Here is a 25628-nt window from a genome sequence, read left to right on the forward strand (position 1 = left end):
GGATAGTACAGGATAGCCCCAGCTCCTATTCTTTCTACCTTGGTTTTGAAACAAGGGAGATCCCTTGACTTTTATCATGTCAACTAACCCAAAATCAATTCCGAGTCATGAAAAAAAATAGCTTATGGATATACTGCCTCGCCTCCTTGACTTTACTGGGCTCTTGTGTGCAGGAAAAACAAAAAGTAAGCTGGAGAGATGGTATTCTTGTAGATGAATTTATATATGAGGAAGCACCCTACCCTTCTTGTCATGCTGCCACAATAGCAGAAACTTCAGATGGACTTGTAGCCGCTTGGTTTGGCGGAACCCATGAAAGAAATCCTGATGTAGGCATATGGTTAAGCCACCATAAGGATGGTCAATGGACACCATCTGTTGAAGTGGCCAATGGCGTGATCAATGACACTTTGCGATATCCAACTTGGAATCCAGTGCTTTATCAGGTGCCAGATGGTGATTTACAACTTTATTATAAAGTGGGACCACATCCTTCCAAATGGTGGGGAATGATGATGAGCTCAAAGGACGGAGGACAGAGCTGGTCTGCCCCAAAGGTACTTCCTGACAGTACGGTAGGGCCTGTAAAAAACAAACCTGTTTTGTTGGATAATGGGGATTTGATAGCTCCTTCAAGTACAGAAGGGGATGGTTGGAATATCCATTTTGAGGTTTCACCAGACTTTGGGGAAACTTGGGAAATAGTTGGTCCAATTGGTCGTGGAGAAGATGACATTAACGCCATTCAGCCAAGTGTGTTGGATCATGGAAACGGTAAGCTTCAGATTTTGGCCAGAACACGCAATAGGGCTGTAGGAACTTCTTGGTCCGAGGATTATGGACAAACTTGGACTCCTTTGGAAAAATCCAATTTGCCAAATAACAATTCCGGAACAGATGCAGTGACCTTAGTAGATGGAAGACATCTTTTGGTTTATAATCATGTTCTGCCTCCCGGAGATAAAGCAAAAGGTCCAAGAACTCCTTTGAATGTATCCATTTCTAATGATGGAATCAACTGGGAAGCTTCACTGGTTTTGGAAGATTCAGAAATCAGCCAATACTCCTATCCAGCGATTATACAGTCATCTGATGGTATGGTGCACATTGTATATACTTGGAGAAGAGAGCGGATCAAACATGTGAAAATTGATCCAGATAGGTTGACCTCGTTGCCGATCAAAGATGGAGTTTGGCCCAAGCTTCCCGAAGAGGCGACCACCATAGAAGAAGCTGTTGAAGAATGAAAGAAGGCATAAATAAAGGTTTTAAAAGGAAGAGATTCGTGAGTAATTTTAAAAGAAGAAGTTTTATCAAATCTTTGGCGCTGATTGGCGGAGGGATAGTTTTTGGTCAGGCTTTAGCTGCCTGTACATCCAGCAAGGCAATGACTGGTTTGGCAAAGAAGCGCTATCAAATAGCAGTTTGTGACTGGATGATCCTCAAACGCCAAAAACTCAGTGCCCTGGCCTTAGCCAATGAGATCAATGCAGACGGTATAGAGTTGGATATGGGGGGATTGGGTAATCGTGATACTTTTGACAGCAAATTGGGAGATGCACAAACACGTCAACAGTTTTTGGAAGAAGCCCAAAAACAAGGTGTTGGGTTTAGCTCCATTGCCATGTCAGGTTTTTATGCCCAGTCTTTTGCCGAGCGTCCAACTGTCCCGCAAATGGTACAGGATACAGTTGACACCATGAAGGGGATGCACATCAAAGTGGCTTATTTGCCTTTGGGGGTTCAAGGGGATTTGGTCAAACACCCAGAACTCAGGCCTGCGATAGTAGAAAGGCTCAAGATGGCCGGGGCCAAAGCCCAGGAAGCCGGAGGTGTTATCGCTGTAGAAACAGCCTTGGATGCAGCTGGAGAAGTGGAGTTGTTAAAAGAAATAGGATCACCAGGAGTGAAAATATCTTTCAACTTCGCAAATGCCATCAAGAACGGGAAAGATATTCCTACGGAACTGAAAAAATTGGGAGCAGAAAACATTGCCCAAATTCACTGCTCCAATACTGATGGTGAGCTGATCCAAAATGACCCTGCTTTGGATATGCCTACGATCAAGAAGACCCTGGACAAGATGGGCTGGTCAGGTTGGTTGATCATTGAACGCTCAAGGGATACGGATGATGTTCATAATGTCCGCGCGAATTATGGGGGCAATGTAGCTTACATGAAGTCAGTGTTCCAAGGTTAACTTACAACCCAAGATTTTACACATTATAGTTCTTCTTGCATTTACCCAAAACTAACCAGGCATGAAATTACTGATTCGACTTTTAGTAGCAGTCCTTTTGCTATCTGCATGTCATTCACGAGAAAAAATTACTATCCTCACGACTGAAAACGCTTCCAACAGGGTGAGGTTTGGAGCAGAGCAGCTTGTAAAGGCGCTGGAGGCTAACAACAAGTATGAAGTCAAATTAGAAAAACTAGGTGCTGAGAAAATAAAGGGTAAGGCCATTGTCATCGGGGAGCAAGGAGATTCAGTTTTGGTTCGGTGGAAGAAAGAGAATTTACGGGGAATAAATGATGGAGAGCTTGTTGGAAAAGAGGCATTTCAAATAAGAAGTATAGGAGAAAGTATCTTGTTGGTGGAAGGTGTAGATGGTTCAGGCGCATTATATGGCGCAATTGAGTTGACCGATCAACTTAAAGCATCAGGGACAATCGACTATCAGCAAGAATTGGTAGACGCGCCGGAGATGGTCCTTCGCGGAGCCTGTATTGGTTTACAGAAGACCTCATATTTACCAGGGCGAGGTGTATATGAATACCCTTATACCCCTGAAAATTTCCCTTGGTTTTACGATAAGGAACTTTGGATAGACTATTTGGACATGTTGGTGAATAACCGCATGAATTCCCTTTATCTTTGGAACGGCCACCCTTTTGCTTCTTTGGTAAAACTGGAGGAATATCCATTTGCTGTAGAAGTGGATGATGAAACATTCAAGAAAAATGAAGAAATGTTTCGTTTTATCACAGAGGAAGCCGATAAGCGGGGGATTTGGGTAATACAAATGTTTTACAATATCATTGTTTCCAAGCCTTTTGCGGAACATTATGGCATTAAGACCCAAGATCGAAGTCGCCCAATTATTCCATATATAGCAGATTACACTCAAAAATCAATTGCGGCATTTATTGAGAAATACCCCAATGTAGGCTTACTTGTGGCGCTGGGAGAGGCCATGTCTGGTGAGGAAAATGATGTGCAGTGGTTTACTGAAACCATCATTCCGGGTGTAAAGGATGGTCTGAAAGCATTGGGGCGAACCGATGAACCTCCAATTATTTTGAGGGCTCATGACACCAATGCCCCATTGGTCATGGAGAAGGCATTACCCCTTTACCATAACCTTTATACCACTCATAAATACAACGGTGAGTCACTGACGACCTACCAACCCAGAGGCCCTTGGACAGCTATCCACAAAAGTCTAAGTTCCAAGGGTAACATTCATATTTCCAATGTTCATATTTTAGCCAATTTGGAGCCGTTTCGATACGGATCACCGGACTTTATCCAAAAGAGCGTGCAAGCCATGCATGATGTACATGGAGCCAATGCTTTGCATCTTTACCCACAGGCATCCTACTGGGATTGGCCATACACAGCAGATAAAATTGAAGGAGATGAGCGGCTTTTACAGATCGATAGGGATTGGATTTGGTATAAGGCTTGGGGGCGTTATGCTTGGAATTGTCGAAGAGATCGTGATGAAGAGATTGACTATTGGAGTCAATTGTTAGGCGAAGAATACGGGGCTGGAGAGGAAGTTGGGAGGCAAATATTAACAGCCTATGAAGAGGCAGGCGAAATTGCACCCAAACTTCTGAGGAAGTTCGGGATCACCGAGGGTAATCGCCAAACTCTCTTGCTGGGGATGTTTGGCAGCCAATTGATCAACCCCTACAAGTGGAGGGTATATCCTGGCTTTCATTCTTCTTGTGGCCCTTTGGGTGAAATCCTGATCGAATATGCCGAAAAAGAACATAAGGGCTTAGCTCATGAAGGGGAAATCCCCCCTCAGCTGATAGCAGAAGTCGTAGAACATGGAAGACGGGCAGTAGAGGCCATTGATGCTGCTGCGCTTCAGATTACGTCCAATGAGAGTGAATTTGCCCGCCTCCAAAATGATATACACAGTTATCAAGCTTTTGCACAGTTTTTCTCTGAGAAGGTGAAAGCAGCCATGCAGGTGTTGGAATTCAAATATTCAGGAGATGTGGCGGATTTGGAAGAAGCGTTGCCTCACTTGGAAAAAAGTGTCCTCCATTATAAGGAGTTGGTAGCACTGACCAAAGACAGCTACTGGTATGCCAATAGCATGCAAACCTCCATGAGAAGGATTCCCATTGGTGGAGATAATGGGAAAAATAAGCATTGGTCAGAATTACTTCCTCATTATGAAAAGGAATTGGCCAGTTTTAAAAGAAACATCACTTTATTAAGTGACAGGGATGATGGAGAACTACCTGTCCAAAAGGGTAAGCCCTGGGAAAATGCAGCCATAGATTGGAAAACAGAGTATCCAACTTTTGAAGTCAAGTCAGGTCAAAAAGTCTTTAGTGATAGCCCAAGCAAAATCACCCAAATGGCTGAGGAGCTTAGTAACTTAAATGGCTTATTACTTTCATCTGAAAAATTGGATGAAGAGGGGATTAAGCTTGAATTTACAGCTAAGCAACCCTTGAAGTTGGTTTTAGGCTATTTTAATACTGGCGACAAACATTTTCTTACTCCACCCACCTTGGAAACCAATGCCATGGGTAATATGCGTGGAGAAGCTGAAGTTCAACTTGCCAATGCCATGCAGGTAGAGGGTATGCCACCCCTAAATATCCATACCTATTTATTTGAGGCTGGGGAAAATAAATTGGTTTTGGAAGATGGTAAAGTATTGATCTTAGGGGCTATAGAAGCAGACCAAGAAATCACTTCAAGAGATGTTGGACTTATTGGAGACGAGCAAAAAGTAGCTGTAGATTGGGTGTTTTATTAAAAGTGATCTGAAAAGACTTTGATGGGTGAAATCAATCATGTAGCTAAAAGTCTTCCTCGATTTTAGAAGAATATAGATGTTTTTTAAGGTATTTGATCTAAAGATATTTTGCTTACGGGGAGCGGTAAAATGTTTGAAAACCTTCTTTTCTAGAAAACTGTGTATTATTTTACAAGTGAGAGCCTACCAGAAACCCCTCTCGATATGGATTTATAAATTGAATTATGCGAAAACTGTATAGTATTTCAATGATTTTGATGATGCTTTCTGGCTTTTGGGCCTGCTCATTTTCTTCCAAGGAAGTTCGTCAGGTTGTTGATTTTAATAGAGGATGGTACTTTAAGCTAGGAGATCACCCCAATGCCATCCAAGAAGGATTTGATATTTCCAGTTGGAGATTACTCTCAGTTCCTCATGATTGGAGCATTGAAGGTAATTTTAGTGAGGATCATCCTACCAAACCAGAGGGAGGGGCACTGCCAGCGGGTATGGGCTGGTACAGAAAAACCTTTTTTTTACCTAAGGAAGCAAGTGAGCAGAGCATTTGGGTAGAATTTGATGGGGTTTACAGAAACAGTGAGGTTTGGATCAATGGACATCGTTTGGGAGAGCGGCCAAATGGTTACAGTTCTTTCAAATATGATTTGAGTGAATACCTGACATATGGAGATGATGCCAATGTAATTGCGGTAAAAGTGGATAATTCTGCCCAACCCAATTCAAGGTGGTACACAGGTTCCGGAATCTATAGAAATGTAAGGTTGATCAGAACGGGCAAGATCCATGTAGATCATTGGGGCACTTTTGTGAGCACTCCAGCAATCAGCAAAGAAACGGCTAAAGTGGAGCTGGAAGTGATCATTAGAAATGAAGGTCACAACCGAAGACACCTGACCATTGAAACGGTGATTTTGGATGCTGAAGATCAAGAGGTGGCACAGTTGGAGTCCAAAGCTTCCGTGGAAGGCAGCAGCCACTTCGAAATATTACAAGAAATGGAAGTTAGTCAGCCAGCCCTATGGTCGACCGAAAGGCCATACTTATATAAAGTGGTGACGAAGGTATATGCCGGTATGCAATTGCAAGATGAATATACCACACCATTGGGTATCAGGTATTTTGAGTTTGATGCCAAGAAAGGCTTTTCCCTCAATGGAACTCCGATGAAAATTCTTGGGGTTTGTAATCACCATGATCTGGGTGCCTTGGGAGCTGCTGTCAATAAAAGGGCTATTGAAAGGCAGTTGGAGATTTTAAAGGAAATGGGAGTTAACGCCATTCGAACGGCTCACAATCCTCCAGCTCCTGAGCTATTGGACTTGTGCGATGAGATGGGCTTTATTGTCCAGGATGAAGCTTTTGACGTGTGGAAAAAGAAAAAAGTGGATGAAGATAGCCATACTTTTTGGGACCAATGGCACAGAAAGGATCTTGAAGATATGATCTTGAGAGATCGAAACCATCCCTCCGTGATGATGTGGAGTATTGGGAATGAGATTCGAGAGCAATTTGACAGTACCGGTATCAGTATTACCCGTGAGTTGGTGGGAATTGTAAAAGAACTTGACAATACCCGGCCGGTGACCTGCGCATTGACAGAAAATGTTCCCAAGAAGAATTTCATTTACCAATCAGGTGCTTTGGATCTTTTGGGTTTTAATTATAAGCACAAAGACCACAAGAATTTCCCTAACTGGTATCCAGGTGAAAAATTGATTGCTTCAGAAAATATGTCTGCATTGGCCACTAGAGGTCATTATGACCTGCCTTCTGATACCATAATGCGTTGGCCTGCATCCTATGACCAACCCCTGACTACTGGGAATGAGGATTATACCGTATCCGCTTATGATCAGGTATCTGCCTATTGGGGCAGTACACATGAGGAAACATGGAAATCAATTAAGCAGCAAGACTTTATGGCTGGCCTCTTCGTTTGGACAGGGTTTGATTACTTGGGAGAACCTATCCCCTACCCTTATCCGGCAAGAAGTTCCTATTTTGGAATCATAGACTTGGCCGGTTTTCCCAAGGATGTTTATTACATGTACCAAAGTGAATGGACGGATACCCCAGTATTACATGTTTTTCCACATTGGAATTGGGAAGAAGGCCAAATGGTTGATGTATGGGCTTATTATAACCAGGCAGATGAAGTGGAATTGTTTCTCAACGGAGAGTCACTAGGGACGAGGAAGAAGTCTGATGATGAGCTCCATGTAATGTGGCGTGTTCGATATCAGCCTGGAAATATTAAGGCAGTGTCTAGAAAGAATGGAAAGGAAGTATTAGAGAGAGAAATTTTTACTGCTGGAGAGCCTCAAAGAGTTACTTTGACCCCAGATAGGGAAATCATCAAAGCAGATGGGAAAGACCTCTCTTTCATTACGGTAAACATTCAGGACATGGAAGGTAATTTAGTGCCTTATGCGGACAATATGGTGCATTTTGAAGTGGAAGGTGAAGAGGCTACTATCGTAGGAGTTGACAATGGGTACCAAGCCAGTTTGGAGCCATTTAAGGTCAATTATCGCAAGGCATTCAAAGGAAAGTGCCTATTGATAGTCCAATCTACCTCCAATAGTGGAGTGGTGAAAGTTAAGGCCACAGCAGAAAATCTTCAGCCGGCTGAGATCGAACTAAAGGTTAATAATTGAAATTTCTGTTTATACTTAATAATACAAGAAATCTTAAAATCTATGTTGTAATGATTAGAAGGTTGTTTTACTGATGGTTATGTTTGAATTTTGAGGGGATAAAACCTTTGGCTTTTTCAATTCACAAATTTGGGAAGCACTAGCTGGTTATTTTATGATGTCTCCTCATCAAGAATGCCGTTGGACTAAGTCAACTAGTGGAAGAGTGGTTAATCTATTTGGTGGCTCACTGTAAAATATCCTTCATTATTGTTTACATCATTATCATTTACTTGAAGATATATTACTCCTGTTTTTGGGGCAATAAAACTTGTATTTCTACCAACAGAAAACCATTCTCCTTCTGGACCAATTTTCCCAATTAAAGAACCATGGTTGAATTGTTTAACCAAGTTGTAATTGGAGAGTTGATTGATGCCGTTGGGGTCGCAACTTCCTGCAAATAAACCTAAAGTGATTTTTCCTGTTGCTCGAATAGTAATTTTTTGTCCTGCTTTTACAGAGACGTCTGTTGCAGTGGTGAAGGAAGTGACTTTGAGTGTATTGGGGGATGTTCTTTCCGCAATGATGGGCCATTCTGCAAAACTGTTTCTTTGGGCCTGAAGAATAAGCATTCCTTCTTCATCCATTTCCATAGAGTATATTGTTCTTCCACTATTGATGAAAAAATCTCCATCTGCTGGCATGGTTTCAGGAGTGAGGTATGGAGTCAATAAATTGCGGTATCCTGAAGATAATTCCATGGCGTAAAGGCGGAACATTTCTTTTGATGCATTTGGGATTTTGAGTTCAACATTGGCCAAGTTTTCACTATCAAACGAGGTATATGCCGAACAATGAATCTTAAATCCTCTACTGTTTTCAAAGAGCTCATCATCTCCTGAAATATTACCTGGATTTTTACGCATATATCGTTGGTCCTCTACCAATCGGATGAATTTTTTTGCATCAGACACATTATATTTTCCACTTGGGTTAATTAAGGTAAGGTAGCTTTGGAGGATGAAATGGAGTTCCTCAAAAGTAGGGAGATTGGATTCGTACTGGATACGGAGCTCGGCACGGAGCCTAGCAACTTCTTGCTGATTGGTGGCAATTAGTCTTAGGCGGGCTTCCTCCAATCTTTTAAGTCTTAGGTGTTCTGCCTGAATGATTCTTTCATTTTCTTCAGCTCTTTCTGTAATATAGGTGGAAAGTTTTTGAAGTGTTAAGTTAGAAGAGGTGTTGGACAAGTAGTAGGTATGAAGTTCTTTGAGCTTTGTTGGTGAATTGAACCTGCCTACTTCTTCTGCAATTTTTGAAGCGTTTAAAGTGACAAACTGGGTTTTCTGTTGACTGTAAAACTGGAACAGTTCCTTTACGGAAGCCTCGTTTTGGTATGGTCCGTAAGCAAGGTTTATCTGATTCCAAGCTTTGTTCAAAGTTTCTATGGATACACTGGATAGATCCATATTATTAAGTTCTTCCTTATCTCTTTCTACAAGTTCAGATAAAATATTTTGTTTTTTTTGCTGCACTTGAGCATCAACATCCATTTGGACATTTTCCGAGGCGTAGGCGTAAAGGTTTTGGTGCAGACGCTTAAAAGTTTCTAAGGATTGTAAAGATGAAATGCTGACGGGAAGCTGATTGATGGCATTGGCTTCATCTTTAAGCGTATTGTTTGCTGCTTTCTGCTTTCCGTTAGCAATTAGGTTTGATAAAGTACTTATTTCCGATGGTAATAATTTATTGTATTTTTTTTCAATCCTTCTCGACAAGTTTTCTAAGTCACCGAATGAAATTTCTCCCGCATATATTTTTTCTGTTTCTTGTGAATATTCTGAACGCAGCTCCTGAATTATTTGAGTTTCAGAAAGAGCCATTTTATAAGCTCTTTCTTGGGTAAAGGCTCCCCACATATACCAGTCTAATCTTTTGGCCCAAGGGTATCCTTTTCTCTTGAATCCAGAAATTTTTTTATAAAGTTTCTTTCTTTTAGAAAGCCCCATTTTTGAAAAGCTTTCTCCAAAAACGGGTGTGAAATAGTTTTCTGAAAGTAAATTATACCTTATTCGATTGTAAAGGCTACTTCCTGATCTTAGGCCAGAGCTTTCTGCATTTGGATCAATTTCTGGAAATTCCCTTTCCACAGCATAAAGCCAATTTTCATAATCGACTTTATTTTGGGACTTTGTATCAGGTATAAAACTGAGTAAGGTAAGAATCAAAAGTAGATATCGCATAGCTGTTGGGAGGTAGCACTTAATTTATGATCATGAAAATTGCTTGAACGTTTTTTGAATGTATCCTAGAGGCCATAAAAAGATAGGTAAACTTGCTTCCAATATTGGCGCTTCGTAGGGGATGTTACAAAAAGGGAGCTGGCTTAATTCTGTGGTTAACTAAAGTTAAAAAGAATGGATTGAAAAAGTAGTCTAAAAAGCGTTTTTTATTATTTGAAATATAAAAAAATGTAAAATACACGATTTTGTAAAAGCTGTTTTCCAAAAATAGTTATAGGCATTCATTGAAGCAATTCAAAAGGGCTTTACAAGGGCTCAAAGAGGTGAAATGATCTAGATAGAAATTCAAAAAAGGTTTCTATCTGCTGAAGATGGTATTTTGACATATTTTTTTCGATATGATTAATCTTGAGGTTTAGAATAAAGCTTTTGATTAATGGTTTTACATTTTGAAAGGGTTATCCCGAAAGTGCAGGATAGTAATGAGTGGATGTTGAGGTAATATTGGTTAAAGACTCCAGGAGCTCTTCAACTGAAATGACCAAAGAAATGAAAAGACCTAAAATATCCTACTGTGTTCTTTTAGCCCTATTGCTGGGATTATTTTCCAATGCATCAGCTGCTGATATTTGGGTAGCGAAAAATGGCAGTGATGCCAACAAGGGGACCAAGCAGTCCCCGCTGGCAACTGTTCATATGGCTTTGCGAAAAGCAAGGGAGTTGCGGCGACTACAGGATCCTTCCATAGCAAGCGGAATTCAGATTATTGTTGAAGATGGTGTTTATAAGTTCTTCGAGCCACTTTTGATCCGTCCTGAAGATGCTGGGACGGCGACGAGCCCTACCATAATCAAAGCAGCACCAAATGCCCAACCGGTTTTTTCGGGAGGGGTAACTGTAAAAAATTGGAGAAAAGCCCCTGATGAAATCAAAGGGTTTCCCGCTGAGGCAACAGGAAAGCTATGGGTGGCTGAAGTCCCTTTGGAAGGAGGCCAAATGGTAGAATTCCGCCAACTCTGGATCAATGGCCAAAAAGCTAAAAGGGCTACGAATCTTGATGAAGGTGAATTGGACAGGATTCTTTCAGTGGACAGTGCCCGGCAAGAAATGTGGATTCCCACACCAGAATGGAATTTCAAGAATCTCGATCAGTTGGAATTTGTCATTCACCAATGGTGGGCCATTGCCAACTTGAGAGTAAAATCAGTAGAGGTATTAGGCGAAAAAACCAAGCTCACTTTTCATCAGCCAGAAAGTCAAATAGAATTCCAACATCCTTGGCCAGCACCGTTTATCGATGAAAAAAAAGAATACAATGGCAATTCGGCTTATTATTGGCAAGGAGCAGCCGAACTGCTCAACCAGCCTGGAGAATGGTACCTAGATAAGAAAGGGGGCAAAGTCTATTACTGGCCTAAAGCCGGAGAAAATATGCAGGAAGCAGAGGCCATTGTACCTTTTTTGGAAACCATCGTTCAGGTGGAAGGTAACGCAGATCATTTGGTTGAGCATGTGGAATTTGTGGGAATAGGTTTTGAACATACCACTTGGATGAGGCCATCGCATCGGGGACATGTGCCCTTACAGGCAGGCTGGTACATTTTGGAAGCTTACAAACTCAAGCAATCAGGGACACCTGATAAGGCCAGTTTAGAAAATCAAGCATGGACTGGCCGTCAACCTGCTGGAGTAGCGGTTAATTATGCCAAAAAAATCCGTTTTGAAAGATGTCGCTTTGAACACATGGCCGCAACAGGATTGGATTTCGTGGAAGGAGTCAGTAACAGCGAAATAATCGGAAATGTATTCAAGGATCTCGGAGGTACAGGCATTCAAGCAGGGTATTTCGGTGGGCCTGATTTTGAATCCCATTTGCCTTATAATCCCATAGACCAAAGAGAGCTGGTGCACCACTTGACCATTGCTAACAATTACATTACCAATGTGACGAATGAAGATTGGGGTACGGTAGGGATCAGTGTAGGGTCGGCCCATGATGTCAATATTGAGCACAATGAGGTGAGCGATATCAATTATTCCGGGATTTGCGTGGGATGGTTTTGGACCAAAACCATTACCTCCGCCAAAAATAACCGTATCCATGCCAACCGTATCCATCATTTTGCAAAGCAGATGTACGACGTGGGAGGCATTTATACCCTCTCTTCCCAACCCAATACTGTGATCAGTGAGAATGCCATCTATGATCTTCAAGACGCGCCTTATGCTCATATGCCCCATCATCACCAATATATTTACTTTGATGAGGGCTCTTCTTATATCCGAGCCATCGACAACTGGACCGAAAAAGATAAATTCTTTTCCAACAGTCCAGGGCCAGGAAATCTTTGGGAAAACAATGGACCCCAAGTGGATATTTCTATCAAGGAAAAGGCAGGATTGGAAGAGGACTATCGAAATATCAAGGAGTAAGAATTAAGTAGACTGGAGGGAGTCTGGGGACGGGTAAACTGTTCGGGGTTTTCTATCCCAAAAGTCAATCGAGGGGTAGCAGGAAAAAAGTTTCAATAACAAATATAGGCATCTTCTAACTACTCAATACTCCTGACTAACTTTTATAAATTCAGTAACTAATATCTAAAAATGACAAAAGAAGGAAAGCTTAGGTTAGGGATTTTGGGCTTGGGAGAAGGACGAAGTACGATGTCTGCGGCCCTCAGCAGCCAAAAAATCGAACTGGTCCAAATTTGTGACCGCAACGAAGAACTTTGCCAAAAGAGAGGCAAGGAGTTTGACTTTTTCAACTATACCACGCGCTATGAGGACATGTTGGAAAATCCTGAAATCGATGCGATCGCCATTTATACACCGGACAAGCTCCACGCCACTCATATCAAAATGGCCATGGAGCATGGCAAGCATGTGGTCTGCACCAAGCCATTATTGGATGATCTGCGGGAAGCCAAGGACCTGATCGACTTGCAAAAGAAAACAGGAAAGCGGCTATTTGTGGGGCAGAGCAGTCGGTTCTTTGAGCCCATGAAGCGACAATATGCGGACTATAAAAAAGGCCTTATTGGAGACCTGATCACCGTGGAAGCCTATTATCATGCTGATCACCGATGGTTTTTGGAAAAGCCCTGGTCATTGGAGCCTGCTTTCAAATGGCTCTATGGTGGACTGAGCCATCCGGTGGATTTTATTCGGTGGTACCTGCCAGATATCGAAGAAGTAATGGGCTACGGTATGCTCAGTAGCAATGGTCAAAAAGGCGGACTGAAAAACTCCGACACCATGCACTTTATTTTCAAAGCAAAGGATGGGCGAGTAGCACGGGTTTCTGGCGCATATACTGGCCCTGTCCAACCTGCCGTTAGGGACAGTGAAATGAGTTGTATACTTCGGGGTACGGAAGGGTGTAGCCAAGGGGATTATATGGATTTGCGTTATGCGATTACTGACAATATGGGAGAAGAACAAGTGGTCACATGGGAGCACAAGTCCAAGCATTATTTCCGGTTTGAAGGGAAAAGCCATCACGCAGGGGAGTACAACAATTACCTCGAGTATTTTGTGGACAGCATAAACTATGATTTTGTGGCCTATCCGGATTTGATCGAAGGAATAGGAACCATCGCCCTACTAAAAACAATGGAAAAGAGCCTTGCCAGCGGAAGGCCTGAAAAGGTTTCCGAAGTGATTGCTGAATTTGGACTGGAAAATTATTTGAAAAATTAAACCTGCATAGGTGTTAGCCCTAGCACTCTTTCATACTAAAAGATAAGATTGCTATATGGCGACGATACACGTGGAGATCAAACCCAAAATTATCCATGGAAATACATGACATACTTCAGCCACTGGATTTTGCAGTAGTCGGCCTTTATCTAGTTACCCTAATTGGCATAGGTTATTGGGTGAGTTTTAAGAAAAAAAGAGATGCCAATGAAAATCTGTTTTTGGCAGGCAATTCCCTGAGATGGCCCAGTATAGGCTTTACCATGTGGGGCACCAATGTCGGCCCATCCATGTTGATTGCTTCCGCCAGTATTGGCTATACGACAGGAGTGGTAGCAGGTAATTTTGCTTGGTATGCTTTCATCTTTGTTTTTTTATTGGCAGTAGTTTTTGCGCCAAGGTATTTGGGGACTCGGGTACAAACGCTTCCTGAATTTATGGGAAAACGCTTTGGACCTTCTACACAGAACATATTGGCATGGTACACCATCATCACTGTGCTAATCAGTTGGCTTTCCCTGACCTTATTTGCAGGAGGAATTTTGATCCGCCAGATTTTGAATTTGCCACTGTGGCTTTCGGTAGTGATTCTGATTCTTATCGCTGCTTTTTTTACCATTGCAGGAGGACTTAAGGCCATTGCCTATACCAATGTTTTTCAAATGCTGCTATTAATTCTGGTGTCGTTGGTGCTTACACTCACTGGTTTGTATAAAGTCGGAGGAGTTGGAGAGCTTGTTGCGAATACACCAGGGGAATATTGGAACCTGTTGTTGCCAGCGGATGACCCCAATTATCCTTGGGTGGCTATTGCGCTGGGCTATCCGGTGATGGGAGTTTGGTTTTGGTGCACGGATCAGTCCATGGTACAATCTGTTTTGGGCGCCAAAAACCTAAAAGAAGGTCAGCTGGGAGCTAATTTTACTGGTTGGTTAAAGATCTTGGATGTAGCCTTGTTTATTATCCCTGGCATCATTTGTTATGTGTTGTTTCCCGATTTGGACAACCCGGATGAGGCGTACATGACCATGGTGACCAAACTGCTTCCTGTTGGAATGACCGGGCTTGTCATGGCGGTATTGATCGCGGCATTGGTGAGTACAATTGATTCAGCATTGAATGCGCTGAGTACTGTTTTTACCATGGACATTTATGTGAAGAGGTATAGACCCGCCGCTAGCCAAAAGCAGATTGTCAAAGTTGGCCGGGTGGTGACTGTCTTGGGGGCCGTGATCGCCATTTTTCTGACTTTGGCGATTGACAGCATTAAGGGGCTGAACCTCTTTGATGTTTTTCAGTCCATTTTGGGCTTTATCGCGCCACCAATGTCGGTGGTGTTTCTTTTTGGCGTGCTTTGGAGAAAAACAACCACCAAGGCTGCCAATACTGTATTGCTTTTTGGAACCATTTTGAGCTTAAGTATTGGTGTGCTGTATCTTTGGATATTCCCCAATGCCGAATATGTCTTTTGGCCTCATTTCCTACTGCTTTCATTTTATATTTTCGTGTTTTTGGCCGTGTTGATCATGGTGGTTTCCTATATCGACCGAAATAGAAAAGATCTATATGTAAACACTTTGGATTATGGAGCCATCCCAAAATTGACGAACCAGGTCAAATGGCTGTGGATTGCCTTGATCATCGTGATGGTAGGGATGTATTTGTTGTTTAATGGGCATTAGTTGTGAGACATGAGAAGGGAGTATTGAGTCTTGAGACATGAGACATAAGAACCAAGAGTAAAGACAGGTGGGGTGAGTTTAAGCCTTTTTAAGTGATTCAGTTGAGCTTCTAACTCAACTTTTGAAATGCCAAGGCATAGTCCACGGCATAACTAAATCTCCATTTTGATGAATTCAGGGGTACGGGAATGTGCAGGATGGAGAATTGGGATTAGGATCCCATTTTTAGAACAAATAACCAATTGATACAATAAACCTCCAATGGAAACCCGAAAATATACTCTTCTCCTATTATTTATTATGCTGTGTTTTGCCCCATTTAAGACGCAGGCACAGGAATCAGACGCTCAAGCTACGTGGATATGGTATCCTGGAGATTATGAAATCTGGTTAAGCAATAAAATGCAAGCCAGAAGGACAGAGCGGGGCGCTTTTTTGCCACCTCTTTGGCGGTATTACAGTCCTTATGCTCTGGTGACTTTTAGGAAAGAGTTTACACTTCCTGCCAAAGATGAAATATCCATTGCTACCGAGGGACAATTTAAACTTCAGATCGATGGAATGCAGCAACATGGATCATCCCGAAAGATTAGCATTCCCGCCGGAAAGCACACAGTCGTTATCAAAGTCTATAACCAAGAACGTGTACCGGCGGTATTTATCCAAGGAGATTACTTGGTAACCGATGAGAGTTGGGAGGTGACCTATGAGGACAAGGAGTGGATAGACGAAACCGGCAAGGCTTCTGACCAATCTGGTACCAACTGGGAAGCAGTAGGGACCTGGGATTTTAATTCTGCTGATAATTTGCCTTCGGAATTTCAACTGTCCACCACCCCTCAATTTGCAAAAGCTGTAATGTCAGCAGGCAATGGAGAACTAATTGATTTTGGTAAGGAGACTTTTGGATATATCCAGTTCCACGGTTTGGAAGGAGAGGGGAATGTCAATGTCTATTACGGTGAATCTGAGGAAGAGGCCATGGACAGCACTTACTGTGAGACTTTAGATTACCTTCACTTTGACGGTAGCCAAGAGGAGGAGTACACGGTTAAAAACTCCAAGGCTTTCCGCTACGTACAGGTACAGCATGATCCTGAAGTCAGCTACGATTCCATTTCGATGCTGTATGAATATTTGCCTGTTGAATACCGCGGCGAATGGAATTCCTCCGATGAGCTGCTGAACGAAATTTGGGATGTTTCCGCTTACACCATGCACCTGAATACCCGAGAGTTTTTCTTGGATGGAATCAAGCGGGATCGCTGGATCTGGTCAGGGGATGCCTACCAAAGTTACCTGATGAACTATTATCTTTTCTTTGACAATGCCTCCGTGCGCAGGACATTGTTGGCCTTAAGAGGTAAGGAACCAGTGTCCAGTCACATGAATACGATTATGGATTATTCTTTTTATTGGTTTGTGGGGATTTATGATTATTACCTGTACTCGGGTGATGAGGAATTTATCAAGAACTTTTATCCCCGGATGGTAAGCATGATGGATTTTTGTTTGGAAAGAAGAAATGAAAATGGCATGATGGAAGGATTGCCGGGTGATTGGATTTTTATTGATTGGGCAGATGGGTTGAGCAAGCAGGGTGAAGTAAGTTTTGAGCAGATGCTGCTGGCCAGAAGCTTGGAGGCGATGGCAGTAAGCGCCGAAATAGCAGGGGATCAAGAAGGGCATCAAAAATACCAAAAGCTGTCCGATGAGATGAAGAAAAAGCTGTTTGAGGTGTTTTGGTCAAAGGATCACAAAGCTATAATGCATCAGCGTGTCGATGGTAAAGTACTCGACAATGTCACCCGTTATGCCAATATGTTTGGGATATTCTTTGATTACTTCTCTGAGGATCAAAAAGAAGCGGTCAAACAATCTGTGTTGCTAAACGATAATGTCCAGAAAATCACCACACCTTATATGCGCTTCTATGAACTGGAAGCCCTCTGTGCAATGGGAGAGCAAGAATTTGTACTTGATGAAATTCGTGATTATTGGGGAGGAATGCTGGATTTGGGAGCCACGTCTTTCTGGGAAAAGTATGATCCGAATGAGTCTGGAAACGAACATTTGTCCATGTATGGACGGCCTTATGGTAAGAGCCTTTGCCACGCTTGGGGAGCTAGCCCAATTTACCTTTTTGGCAAATATTACTTGGGTGTAAAACCCCTTTCTGCAGGATATAAAAGCTACGAAATACGTCCAAAGCTAGGAGGGCTGGAATGGATGGAAGGAAAAGTGCCGACGCCAAATGGAGCTATTTCCGTGTATTGCTCCACTAATGAAATCAAGGTTTCTTCTGATGAGGGAGAGGGTATCTTGCTATTTAAAAGTAAGTCTAAGCCAAAGACAAATCTAGGAGAAGTCAAAACTTTGGGCGATGGTGAATATAAGCTTTTCCTAGAGGCTGGGAAGGAATATTTGTTGAAATACAAGGCAGTGGAGTAGTGTAATAAATGTCTTGCTTAATAAATCCTCGTTGCGAAGGAGGATTGGTAAAAGCGGATAATAAATATGAAATATAAGAATCAATCATAATGACCAGATCAATACGAATCCATAAATTTTTTTTAGGACTTGCAGCTGTTTTTGCAGTGTCGGGGTTGAAAGCCCAAGAAACGGAAATCCAGTACCTGTCCGGTAAGGGTTATCAAGATACCAAGGAGTGGGAATTCAAAATTTCCGGAGGCCGAAATAGCGAGGAGTGGAGCACCATCAGTGTGCCTTCTGTGTGGGAACAAGAAGGATTTGGGAAGTACCAATACGGCATTAAATTTTACGGAAAGCCTTTTCCTGAAGGGATAGCGGATGAAGTGGGTGAGTACAAATATACCTTTGATGTGCCCAAGGATTGGGAGAACAAGTTGGTAAGAATTGTTTTTGATGGATCCATGACCGATACAGAAGTAAGGGTCAATGGTCGCTCGGCAGGTGATAGGCATCAAGGAGCATTTTACCGTTTTAAATACGATATCACTGATCTGCTAAAATATGGAAAGCAAAATCTCCTGGAAGTGACAGTCAGCAAGGAATCTTCCAATGCCAGTGTCAACTTAGCGGAAAGAAGGGCCGATTATTGGAATTTCGGAGGGATCTTCCGACCAGTGTTTTTGGAAGCTTTTCCCGCAAAATTCATTGACCGTACTGCCATTGATGCGCAAGCCAATGGACAGTTCAGGGCAGAAGTTTTTTTGGGGCATGCGAGTTCACAAGATATGAAGGTGGTGGCCAAAGTGATCGATAAGGGAGGAAAGCCTGTGGGGAAGCCAATAGAGCAATCCATCACCAAGGGAGGAGACAAGGTGATTTTGGAAAGCACCTTTCAGGGAGTTGACCTTTGGACAGCGGAAACGCCAAACCTTTATCACATACAGTTTTCCCTTTATGATGGAGATAAACTGGTACATCAGATTGATGATCGTTTTGGTTTTCGCTCTATCGAGCTAAAGGCCAGTGATGGTATTTACATTAATGGCCAGCGGGTGCTGATGAAGGGGGTAAACAAACACAGCTTCTGGCCTGAATCCGGTAGGACGCTGAACAAAGAATTGAACTATGCAGATGCCAAGCTCATCAAGGAGATGAACATGAACGCCGTACGGCTTTCGCATTACCCATCCGACCCAGAGTTTTTGGATGCTTGTGATGAACTGGGACTATATGTGCTCCATGAGCTGGGAGGCTGGCACGGCCATTATGATGAAGCCATCGGTATAAAGCTGGTGGAGGAGTTGGTGACAAGGGATGTGAACCACCCCAGCGTCATCTTCTGGGACAATGGCAATGAGGGTGGTTGGAACACAGAACTTGATGATGAATTTGCGAAGTGGGATCCCCAGAACCGACCCGTGCTTCATCCGCAGCAATTGCTGAGTGGCGTAGAGACGATGCACTATCGCTCCTATGGGGAGACAGAAGAATATTTTAGGGGAGACTATATCTTTATGCCCACGGAGTTTTTACATGGGCTGTATGACGGTGGCCATGGCGCTGGCCTATTTGACTATTGGGAAATGATGCGCCAACATCCCCGAAGTGGTGGGGGCTTCCTTTGGGTATTTGCCGATGAGGGCATCGCCCGAACTGATCAGGATGGCCGAATAGATAATCAGGGAAACTATGGAGCGGATGGTATCGTGGGACCTCACCATGAAAAAGAAGGAAGTTTCTTTACGATCAAGGAAGTTTGGTCTCCGGTGATGGTCATGCATGAGGATCAGTTGGCGAGTGATTTTGATGGTGTTTTTAAAGTAGAAAATAGGTATGATTTTACCAACCTGAAAGCCTGTACTTTCGAATGGTCTCTGGCGGAATTTTATGATCCGCAAGTAGGCCAAAGTGGCCATAAGGTCATTCAATCAGGTGAACTAAATGGCCCAGATGTGGCTCCACATGGTGAGGGCAAAATTACAATTTCCCTACCATCCAATTGGAAGGAAGCAGATGTCCTGTACTTGACGGCCAAGAATCCAGAAGGTGAAGCATTGTGGACCTGGCATTTCACTTGGGGGCAGTCAAAGCAGTATCTACAGGCAGGTGCTGGAACAGTCGAATTGGAAGAGAATGAAGTAAGCTATGTGGTTTCTTCGGAAGATTTACAAGTGACTTTCAGTAAGGAAAACGGACAAATTTCCACTATCAAGGAAGGAGGAAAGGATATTACTTTTACTGGTGGACCACGCTTTGTGGCTGCCAGAAGAGGCGATAGGACATTGGATGGGACGGTAGACCCTGAATTTGAAAAGGGGATGGATAGGATTTACAAGGAATTGGATTTGGAGCAGGAATTAAGGATGATCAATGCAGAGAAGAAAGACGGAAATGTGATAGTGAAAGCAAGTTATTTTGGTCCTTTGGAAGAGGTAGTTTGGACCATTCAGCCAGGAGGATTGTTACAACTGGATTATACCTATGCTTATAGTGGAGTGGTGGAACTCATGGGGGTAAGTTTTGACTACCCTGAAGAAAAAGTAAAGGGCATCCGTTGGCTGGGAGAAGGTCCTTACCGCTCTTGGCAAAACCGAATTCACGGTACCACCTTGGATATCTGGGGAAACGATTACAATGATCCTATTCCCGGAGAATCCTTCACCTATCCAGAGTTCAAAGGCTATTTTCATGATTGGCATTGGGCGGAATTTGAGACTGAGGAAGGAAAAATCTACATGGCCAATGACCAGCAGGATAATTACCTGGGTGTTTACACACCTAGGGACGGCAGAGACGCCCTGTTGTACACCTTGCCCCAAACAGGAATTGCAGTCTTTGACGTGATTCCTGGGGTGAGAAACAAGGTAAATGCTACCGATTTGGTAGGTCCTTCTTCCCAACCCAAGCATGTAAGCGGCTCGAAATCCAGAAGGGTTTATTTTAAATTTAAAGCAAATTAATTCAGTCTATGGCGGCAGGAAGAGGGAAAGATATCTTTTAGGAGATGACTGAGTGTAATGTTAAGTCATGAAAATACCCGAAATAATTTAATGACTTGATACTTTTTGTATTTTTGGCCTAAAGTAAAGAGTAGGGCAAGTTTGTATAATATGAGCTTGCCTCTGTCCTAAAATGGCATACTCGATAGGAAAATTTTTAAACGGTTAGGTAATGAAAATTCAGATCATTGGAGCTGGGGGGATAGTGAGGGATGCCCATTTACCCGCTTACCAATTAGCAAATTTTGAGGTAGCAGGGATTTTTGATGTAGATGAGGCCAAGGCCCATAAGCTAGCAGAAGAGTTTTCGATTCCCGATGTCTATTCATCGATCGCTAAAATGACAGCCACTGCCGATAAGGAAACGGTTTTTGACGTAGCAGTACCGGGAAAAGTGGTGTTACAGGTTCTGAGCGAATTGCCCGATGAGGCAGTGGTTTTGATCCAAAAGCCCATGGGGGATGACTTGGAATCTGCCCAAGCTATTTTAGAATTATGTCGAAAGAAAAAACTTAAAGCTGGCATTAATTTTCAAATGCGCTATGCGCCTTACATTCAAAAAGCGAGGGAGATCATTTCCTCAGGTCAACTCGGTGAGCTTTGTGATATTGAGATCAAGATTAATGTCTTTACTCCATGGCATTTGTGGGACTTTTTGTTTTCATCAGAGAGGGTGGAGATTCTTTATCACAGTATTCATTATGTGGATTTGGTCAGATCTTTTTTAGGCAATCCCAATAAAATATATGCCAAGACAGTCAAGCATCCCAAAATGCAAAAGCTGGCATCTGTAAAAAGCAATATCATCATGGATTATGGTGAAATGCTCCAAGCCAATATATTGACCAATCATGCGCATGAATTTGGATTGAAACATCAGCAATCTTATGTCAAAATTGAAGGAACAAAAGGGGCGGTTATGGTGGAAATGGGGCTTTACAAAGATTACCCCAGGGGCACAGCCGATAAATTTGAATATTTGATACTGGAAGAAGGGAAAAAGCCTGAATGGCAGGAGGTGAAGATTGATGGGACATGGTTTCCTCATGCGTTTATTGGCACTATGGCCGAGATGAAAAAAGCACTGGAAGATCCTTCTTATGTCCCTGATAACAGTGTGGAAGATTGTATTTACACCATGGCCTGTGTGGAAGCGGCTTATGCATCCAGTGATACCGGAGGTGTCCAGCTAAAGGGCGATTTTTGAAGATTTCATTTCCCTGAAAGCTTTGCCCACTAATCCTGAGTCGACACGAATTTTTTGCTTCACTTTAATTTTCATAACAACTTGATTAGCTGTTTCTACAAGCAGGTAAGTTCAGGATGCTAAGGCCGTACAAGCTATATACATTTGTTCATAGGGTTTTATTAGGTTTTTAGTAGGACGGGAGCCATACTCCTGTCTTACTTTTTTCATGTGTGAGGCCTTTGTCCTGCCCTTAATACCTATGGAAAGAATTACTGCAACATATTATATAGAAACACCCTATGCGGTGGAGAAGGCAGCTCAAGTATTGGCCGGGGAGCAATCCTCCGGCACTTTTGTGGCTGTGCCGGGAGAAACGGAAGCCATAAAACAGCGCTTTGCTGCGCGTGTGGAAGAAATAGAAGAACTGGAGACAGTTCGTGAGCCAGCCATCCCTGGGGCCATTTCACCATCAGGCCAATATCACCGAGCCATGGTCAAAGTGTCCTGGTCCATAGAGAATTTTGGCTATAACCTGCCCACCATGGTTTCTACCTTACAAGGAAACCTGTATGAAATCACGCAATTTACCGGGCTGAAGTTAATGGATCTCGAAGTGCCGAGCTCTTTTGCAGCGCATTTCTCCGGACCCAACTTTGGCATTAAAGGCTGTAGGGAATTGACAGGGGTGGCTATGGGGAGGCCTTTAATTGGTACGATTATTAAGCCCAGCATTGGCATGAGCCCGGAAGAAACAGCTGCTTTGGTCAAGACCTTGGCCAAAGCAGGAATAGATTTTATCAAGGATGATGAGCTGATGGGCTCTTCAGCTAATTCACCTTTTGACAAAAGGGTGGAGGCGATCATGAAGGTGATCAATGAACATGCCGATAAAACAGGAAAAAAGGTCATGTACGCCTTTAATATATCCGATGAAATGGATGCAATGTACCGCCATTACGACAAGGTTTTGGTAAGTGGGGGGACATGTGCCATGATAAGCATCAATAGTGTTGGCCTGGCTGGGGTAAAAGCCATTTGTGATCGTGGTGAACTGGCCATTCATGCCCACAGAAATGGTTGGGGCATGCTGAACCGGCACCCTTTGTTGGGGATAGATTTTAGGGCCTACCAAAAAATTTGGAGGCTGGCAGGGGTTGACCAGCTACATGTCAATGGTATCCAAAACAAGTTCTGGGAATCTGATGATTCAGTGGTCAATTCTATAGAGGCTTGTTTAAAACCCATGTTAGGAGGCTATGAGGTGATGCCAGTGGTCTCATCAGGCCAATGGGGCGGCCAAGCTCCTGAGACTTACAGAAGGACCAGTACTACGGATCTTTTATATATGGCCGGTGGAGGTATCATGGCTCATCCAGCAGGTCCTGCGGGAGGAGTAAGGGCATTGCAGCAAGCTTGGGAAGCCGCGGTGAATGGGCTGTCTGTCGAAGAGGCAGCGAAGAAATATGAGGAATTTGGGTTGTCGGTAGAAAAATTTGGTAAAAAGTAATGTCTTCGAATAAAACCAATTTGCTGCTTGCTTACTATGGGGATGACTTTACAGGCTCCTCCGATGCACTGGATTTTCTGAGCAGGGCAGGTGTCAAGACGGTTTTGTTCATTACCCCTCCTTCAACCGAGCAACTAGAAAAATATAAAGGTATTCAGGCCATCGGAATTGCGGGGATGACCCGGTCCATGGGGCCAGGCGATATGGAAAATGAGCTGTCGGAAGCCTTTAGTGCGTTAAAAGTTGCTGGGGCTCCACAGGTGCATTATAAGGTGTGTTCTACATTTGACTCTTCCCCTAAGATCGGGAATATAGGAAAGGCAATGGAAGTGGGAGCGGCGGTTTTCGATACGGATTATATTTCTCTTTTGGTAGCCGCTCCTGCTCTAGGCCGTTATTGCACCTTTGGAAATCTATATGCAAGAATGGGCATAGGAAGCCAAGGTGCTATCCATCGCCTTGATCGGCATCCCTCCATGAGCAAGCACCCTACCACTCCGGCTGATGAAAGTGATTTGCGCTTACACTTGGCCAAGCAAACCAAGCTAAAGGTTGGCTTGGTGGATATCTTGGAGTTGGGAGATGATAAAATCCAAAATGCACTCAAAAGAGAACTGGATAAAGCTTCTCAAGTCGTTCTATTCGATGCTTTGTACCCCGATCAGTTGACCAATATAGGCAAGACGATTGATCTCGCTGGTAAAAGTAAAATCCACTTTTCGGTAGGTTCTTCAGGGGTGGAAATGGCTCTTGGAGCTTACTGGAAATCAAAAGGGAAATTGCTCAATGAGGTAAACTGGGCCGATCCAGGAAAAGCAAAACCCATGTTGGTCCTCTCAGGAAGTTGCTCGCCTGTTACTTCGGGCCAAATTCAATATGCCCTTCAACATGGCTTTAGAGAAGTAGCTCTTGATCCTGTGAAGTTGATTGGTCAAGGAGAAGGGATTGGCCAGTATCAAAAAGAAGTGGTGGATAAGCTGAAGGAAGGCAAGCATGTAATTCTTCATACTGCCTTGGGAACCGATGATCCTCGGTTGGCAGAGACAAAAAACTTACTGAGTAATCAAGGTGTGGCTCAAGAGGATATTTCATCCAAAACCGCCGACTTCTTTGGGCGGGCTTTGGGCAGGATCGCCAGAAATGTTGCAGAAGAAGTACCCTTCAAACGCTTGATAATAGCTGGTGGAGATACCTCCAGCAAGGTAGCCCGGGCCTTGGGCATAGAGGCGGTGGAAATGATTGCCCCTTTACTACCAGGTGCACCGCTTTGCAAAGCTTTTGCCCAAGATTCCTCCATTGATGGAATGGAAGTGAATTTCAAGGGAGGCCAGGTGGGGGCTGAAGATTACTTTGTTAAAGTGATGGAAGGTAGTTTTGAAAGATGAAGGATGACGAATTTTCTGCCGTCATTAGGAGGAGGCACTACGAAGCAATCTCGTCTTAAGATTAGAAGATTGCTTCACTTCACTATCTTTCCATTCGTAATGACGATACCATTATATATTGAAGATTTTATCGAAATAACCAAAAATGAAAACATTAGGATTGATTCATACCTCGGCCACCTTGGTGCCCATATTCCAGCAATTATGCGATGAGTATCTTGCTGATGTAAAGGTGTTTAATATCGTAGATGACAGCCTGATCAAGGACGTGATCAGCAAAGGAAAGTTGACTCCTCAAACGGCCAGAAGAGTGGTGGATTATGTGGGCTCAGCGGAACTTGCAGGAGCAGATCAAATTATGGTGACTTGTTCCTCCATTGGTGCGGCGGTGGAAGCAGCAGCTGAACTGAGTGAGGTGCCTGTCCTCCGAGTAGATCAGCCCATGGCAGATTTAGCCATTAAAACAGGAACGAAGATCGGTGTGGTGGCTACTTTGCCGACCACTTTGGAGCCAACAGCTGATTTGGTGAGAAGAAGGGCCAAGGTACTCGGGAAGGATATTTTGTTGACCTCTAAACTTTGTGAAGGCGCTTTTGAAGCTTTGATGGGAGGGCAACCTGAAACGCATGATGAAATGGTGGCCAAAGCCTTAAAGGAACTTGCTGAGGAAGTAGACGTAATTTTACTTGCTCAGGCCTCCATGGCAAGGGTGGTGGATACCTTGGATGAATCGGACAAGAAAGTGCCGATTGTAGCCAGTCCACCGGAAGCGGTGAAGTATTTGGCGGAAATCTTAAAGTAGCTATATGGACTATAGAAACAAAAGTAAAGAGTAAAGAC

The 25628-nt window shown here is 43.2% G+C and carries 14 protein-coding genes; 13 read left to right on the plus strand and 1 reads right to left on the minus strand.

Annotated features, from left to right (window positions below):
• Window positions 1-107: 107 nt before the first annotated feature.
• The 4 genes from JL001_RS08355 to galB all read left to right on the plus strand — a co-directional run bounded on the left by JL001_RS08355 (window position 108) and on the right by galB (window position 7669).
• Window positions 108-1247, plus strand: a complete 1140-nt coding sequence (locus JL001_RS08355) for an exo-alpha-sialidase (protein ID WP_200975659.1) — start codon at window positions 108-110, stop codon at window positions 1245-1247.
• Window positions 1248-1285: 38 nt separating this feature from the next.
• Window positions 1286-2200 (plus strand): sugar phosphate isomerase/epimerase, encoded by a 915-nt coding sequence (locus JL001_RS08360; protein WP_236252754.1) that lies wholly within the window; start codon window positions 1286-1288, stop codon window positions 2198-2200.
• Window positions 2201-2261: 61 nt separating this feature from the next.
• Window positions 2262-5012, plus strand: coding sequence for a hypothetical protein (locus tag JL001_RS08365; protein WP_200975661.1), 2751 nt, complete (start codon window positions 2262-2264; stop codon window positions 5010-5012).
• A 224-nt stretch (window positions 5013-5236) separates the two neighbouring features.
• Entirely contained in the window at window positions 5237-7669 is a 2433-nt protein-coding gene (gene galB / locus JL001_RS08370) for a beta-galactosidase GalB (protein WP_200975662.1), read from the plus strand.
• A gap of 209 nt (window positions 7670-7878) precedes the next feature.
• On the opposite strand, the gene JL001_RS08375 is transcribed toward galB, so the two are convergent.
• The gene (locus JL001_RS08375) at window positions 7879-9894 is read right to left on the minus strand and encodes a hypothetical protein (protein WP_200975663.1); all 2016 of its coding nucleotides are present in this window, start codon (window positions 9892-9894) and stop codon (window positions 7879-7881) included.
• 549 nt (window positions 9895-10443) lie between these two features.
• Between JL001_RS08375 and JL001_RS08380 the strand changes: the two genes are divergently transcribed.
• From JL001_RS08380 to JL001_RS08420, 9 genes are all read left to right on the plus strand, one after another.
• Window positions 10444-12327 (plus strand): right-handed parallel beta-helix repeat-containing protein, encoded by a 1884-nt coding sequence (locus JL001_RS08380; protein ID WP_200975664.1) that lies wholly within the window; start codon window positions 10444-10446, stop codon window positions 12325-12327.
• A 171-nt stretch (window positions 12328-12498) separates the two neighbouring features.
• The gene (locus JL001_RS08385; RefSeq protein ID WP_200975665.1) at window positions 12499-13593 is read left to right on the plus strand and encodes a Gfo/Idh/MocA family protein; all 1095 of its coding nucleotides are present in this window, start codon (window positions 12499-12501) and stop codon (window positions 13591-13593) included.
• A 95-nt stretch (window positions 13594-13688) separates the two neighbouring features.
• Window positions 13689-15275: a sodium:solute symporter gene (locus JL001_RS08390; RefSeq protein WP_200975666.1), complete on the plus strand. Its 1587-nt coding sequence runs from the start codon at window positions 13689-13691 to the stop codon at window positions 15273-15275.
• Between the two features lie 261 nt (window positions 15276-15536).
• Window positions 15537-17726, plus strand: a complete 2190-nt coding sequence (locus tag JL001_RS08395; protein ID WP_200975667.1) for an alpha-L-rhamnosidase C-terminal domain-containing protein — start codon at window positions 15537-15539, stop codon at window positions 17724-17726.
• A gap of 89 nt (window positions 17727-17815) precedes the next feature.
• On the plus strand, window positions 17816-20668 hold the full coding sequence (locus JL001_RS08400) for a glycoside hydrolase family 2 TIM barrel-domain containing protein (protein ID WP_200975668.1): 2853 nt from the start codon (window positions 17816-17818) through the stop codon (window positions 20666-20668).
• Window positions 20669-20879: 211 nt separating this feature from the next.
• On the plus strand, window positions 20880-21914 hold the full coding sequence (locus JL001_RS08405) for a Gfo/Idh/MocA family protein (RefSeq protein WP_200975669.1): 1035 nt from the start codon (window positions 20880-20882) through the stop codon (window positions 21912-21914).
• A 241-nt stretch (window positions 21915-22155) separates the two neighbouring features.
• Window positions 22156-23403 carry a ribulose-bisphosphate carboxylase large subunit family protein gene (locus JL001_RS08410; RefSeq protein WP_200975670.1) on the plus strand — a complete coding sequence of 416 codons (1248 nt, stop codon included), beginning with the start codon at window positions 22156-22158 and terminating at the stop codon, window positions 23401-23403.
• A complete protein-coding gene (locus tag JL001_RS08415; protein ID WP_200975671.1) occupies window positions 23403-24788 on the plus strand; it encodes a four-carbon acid sugar kinase family protein in 1386 nt (461 codons plus the stop codon). Before JL001_RS08410 ends, JL001_RS08415 begins: the two co-directional genes overlap by 1 nt.
• Before the next feature lie 145 nt (window positions 24789-24933).
• Window positions 24934-25590: an aspartate/glutamate racemase family protein gene (locus JL001_RS08420; protein WP_200975672.1), complete on the plus strand. Its 657-nt coding sequence runs from the start codon at window positions 24934-24936 to the stop codon at window positions 25588-25590.
• The last annotated feature ends 38 nt before the right edge of the window (window positions 25591-25628 follow it).

The organism is Echinicola sp. 20G (assembly GCF_015533855.1).
Taxonomy (GTDB): domain Bacteria; phylum Bacteroidota; class Bacteroidia; order Cytophagales; family Cyclobacteriaceae; genus Echinicola.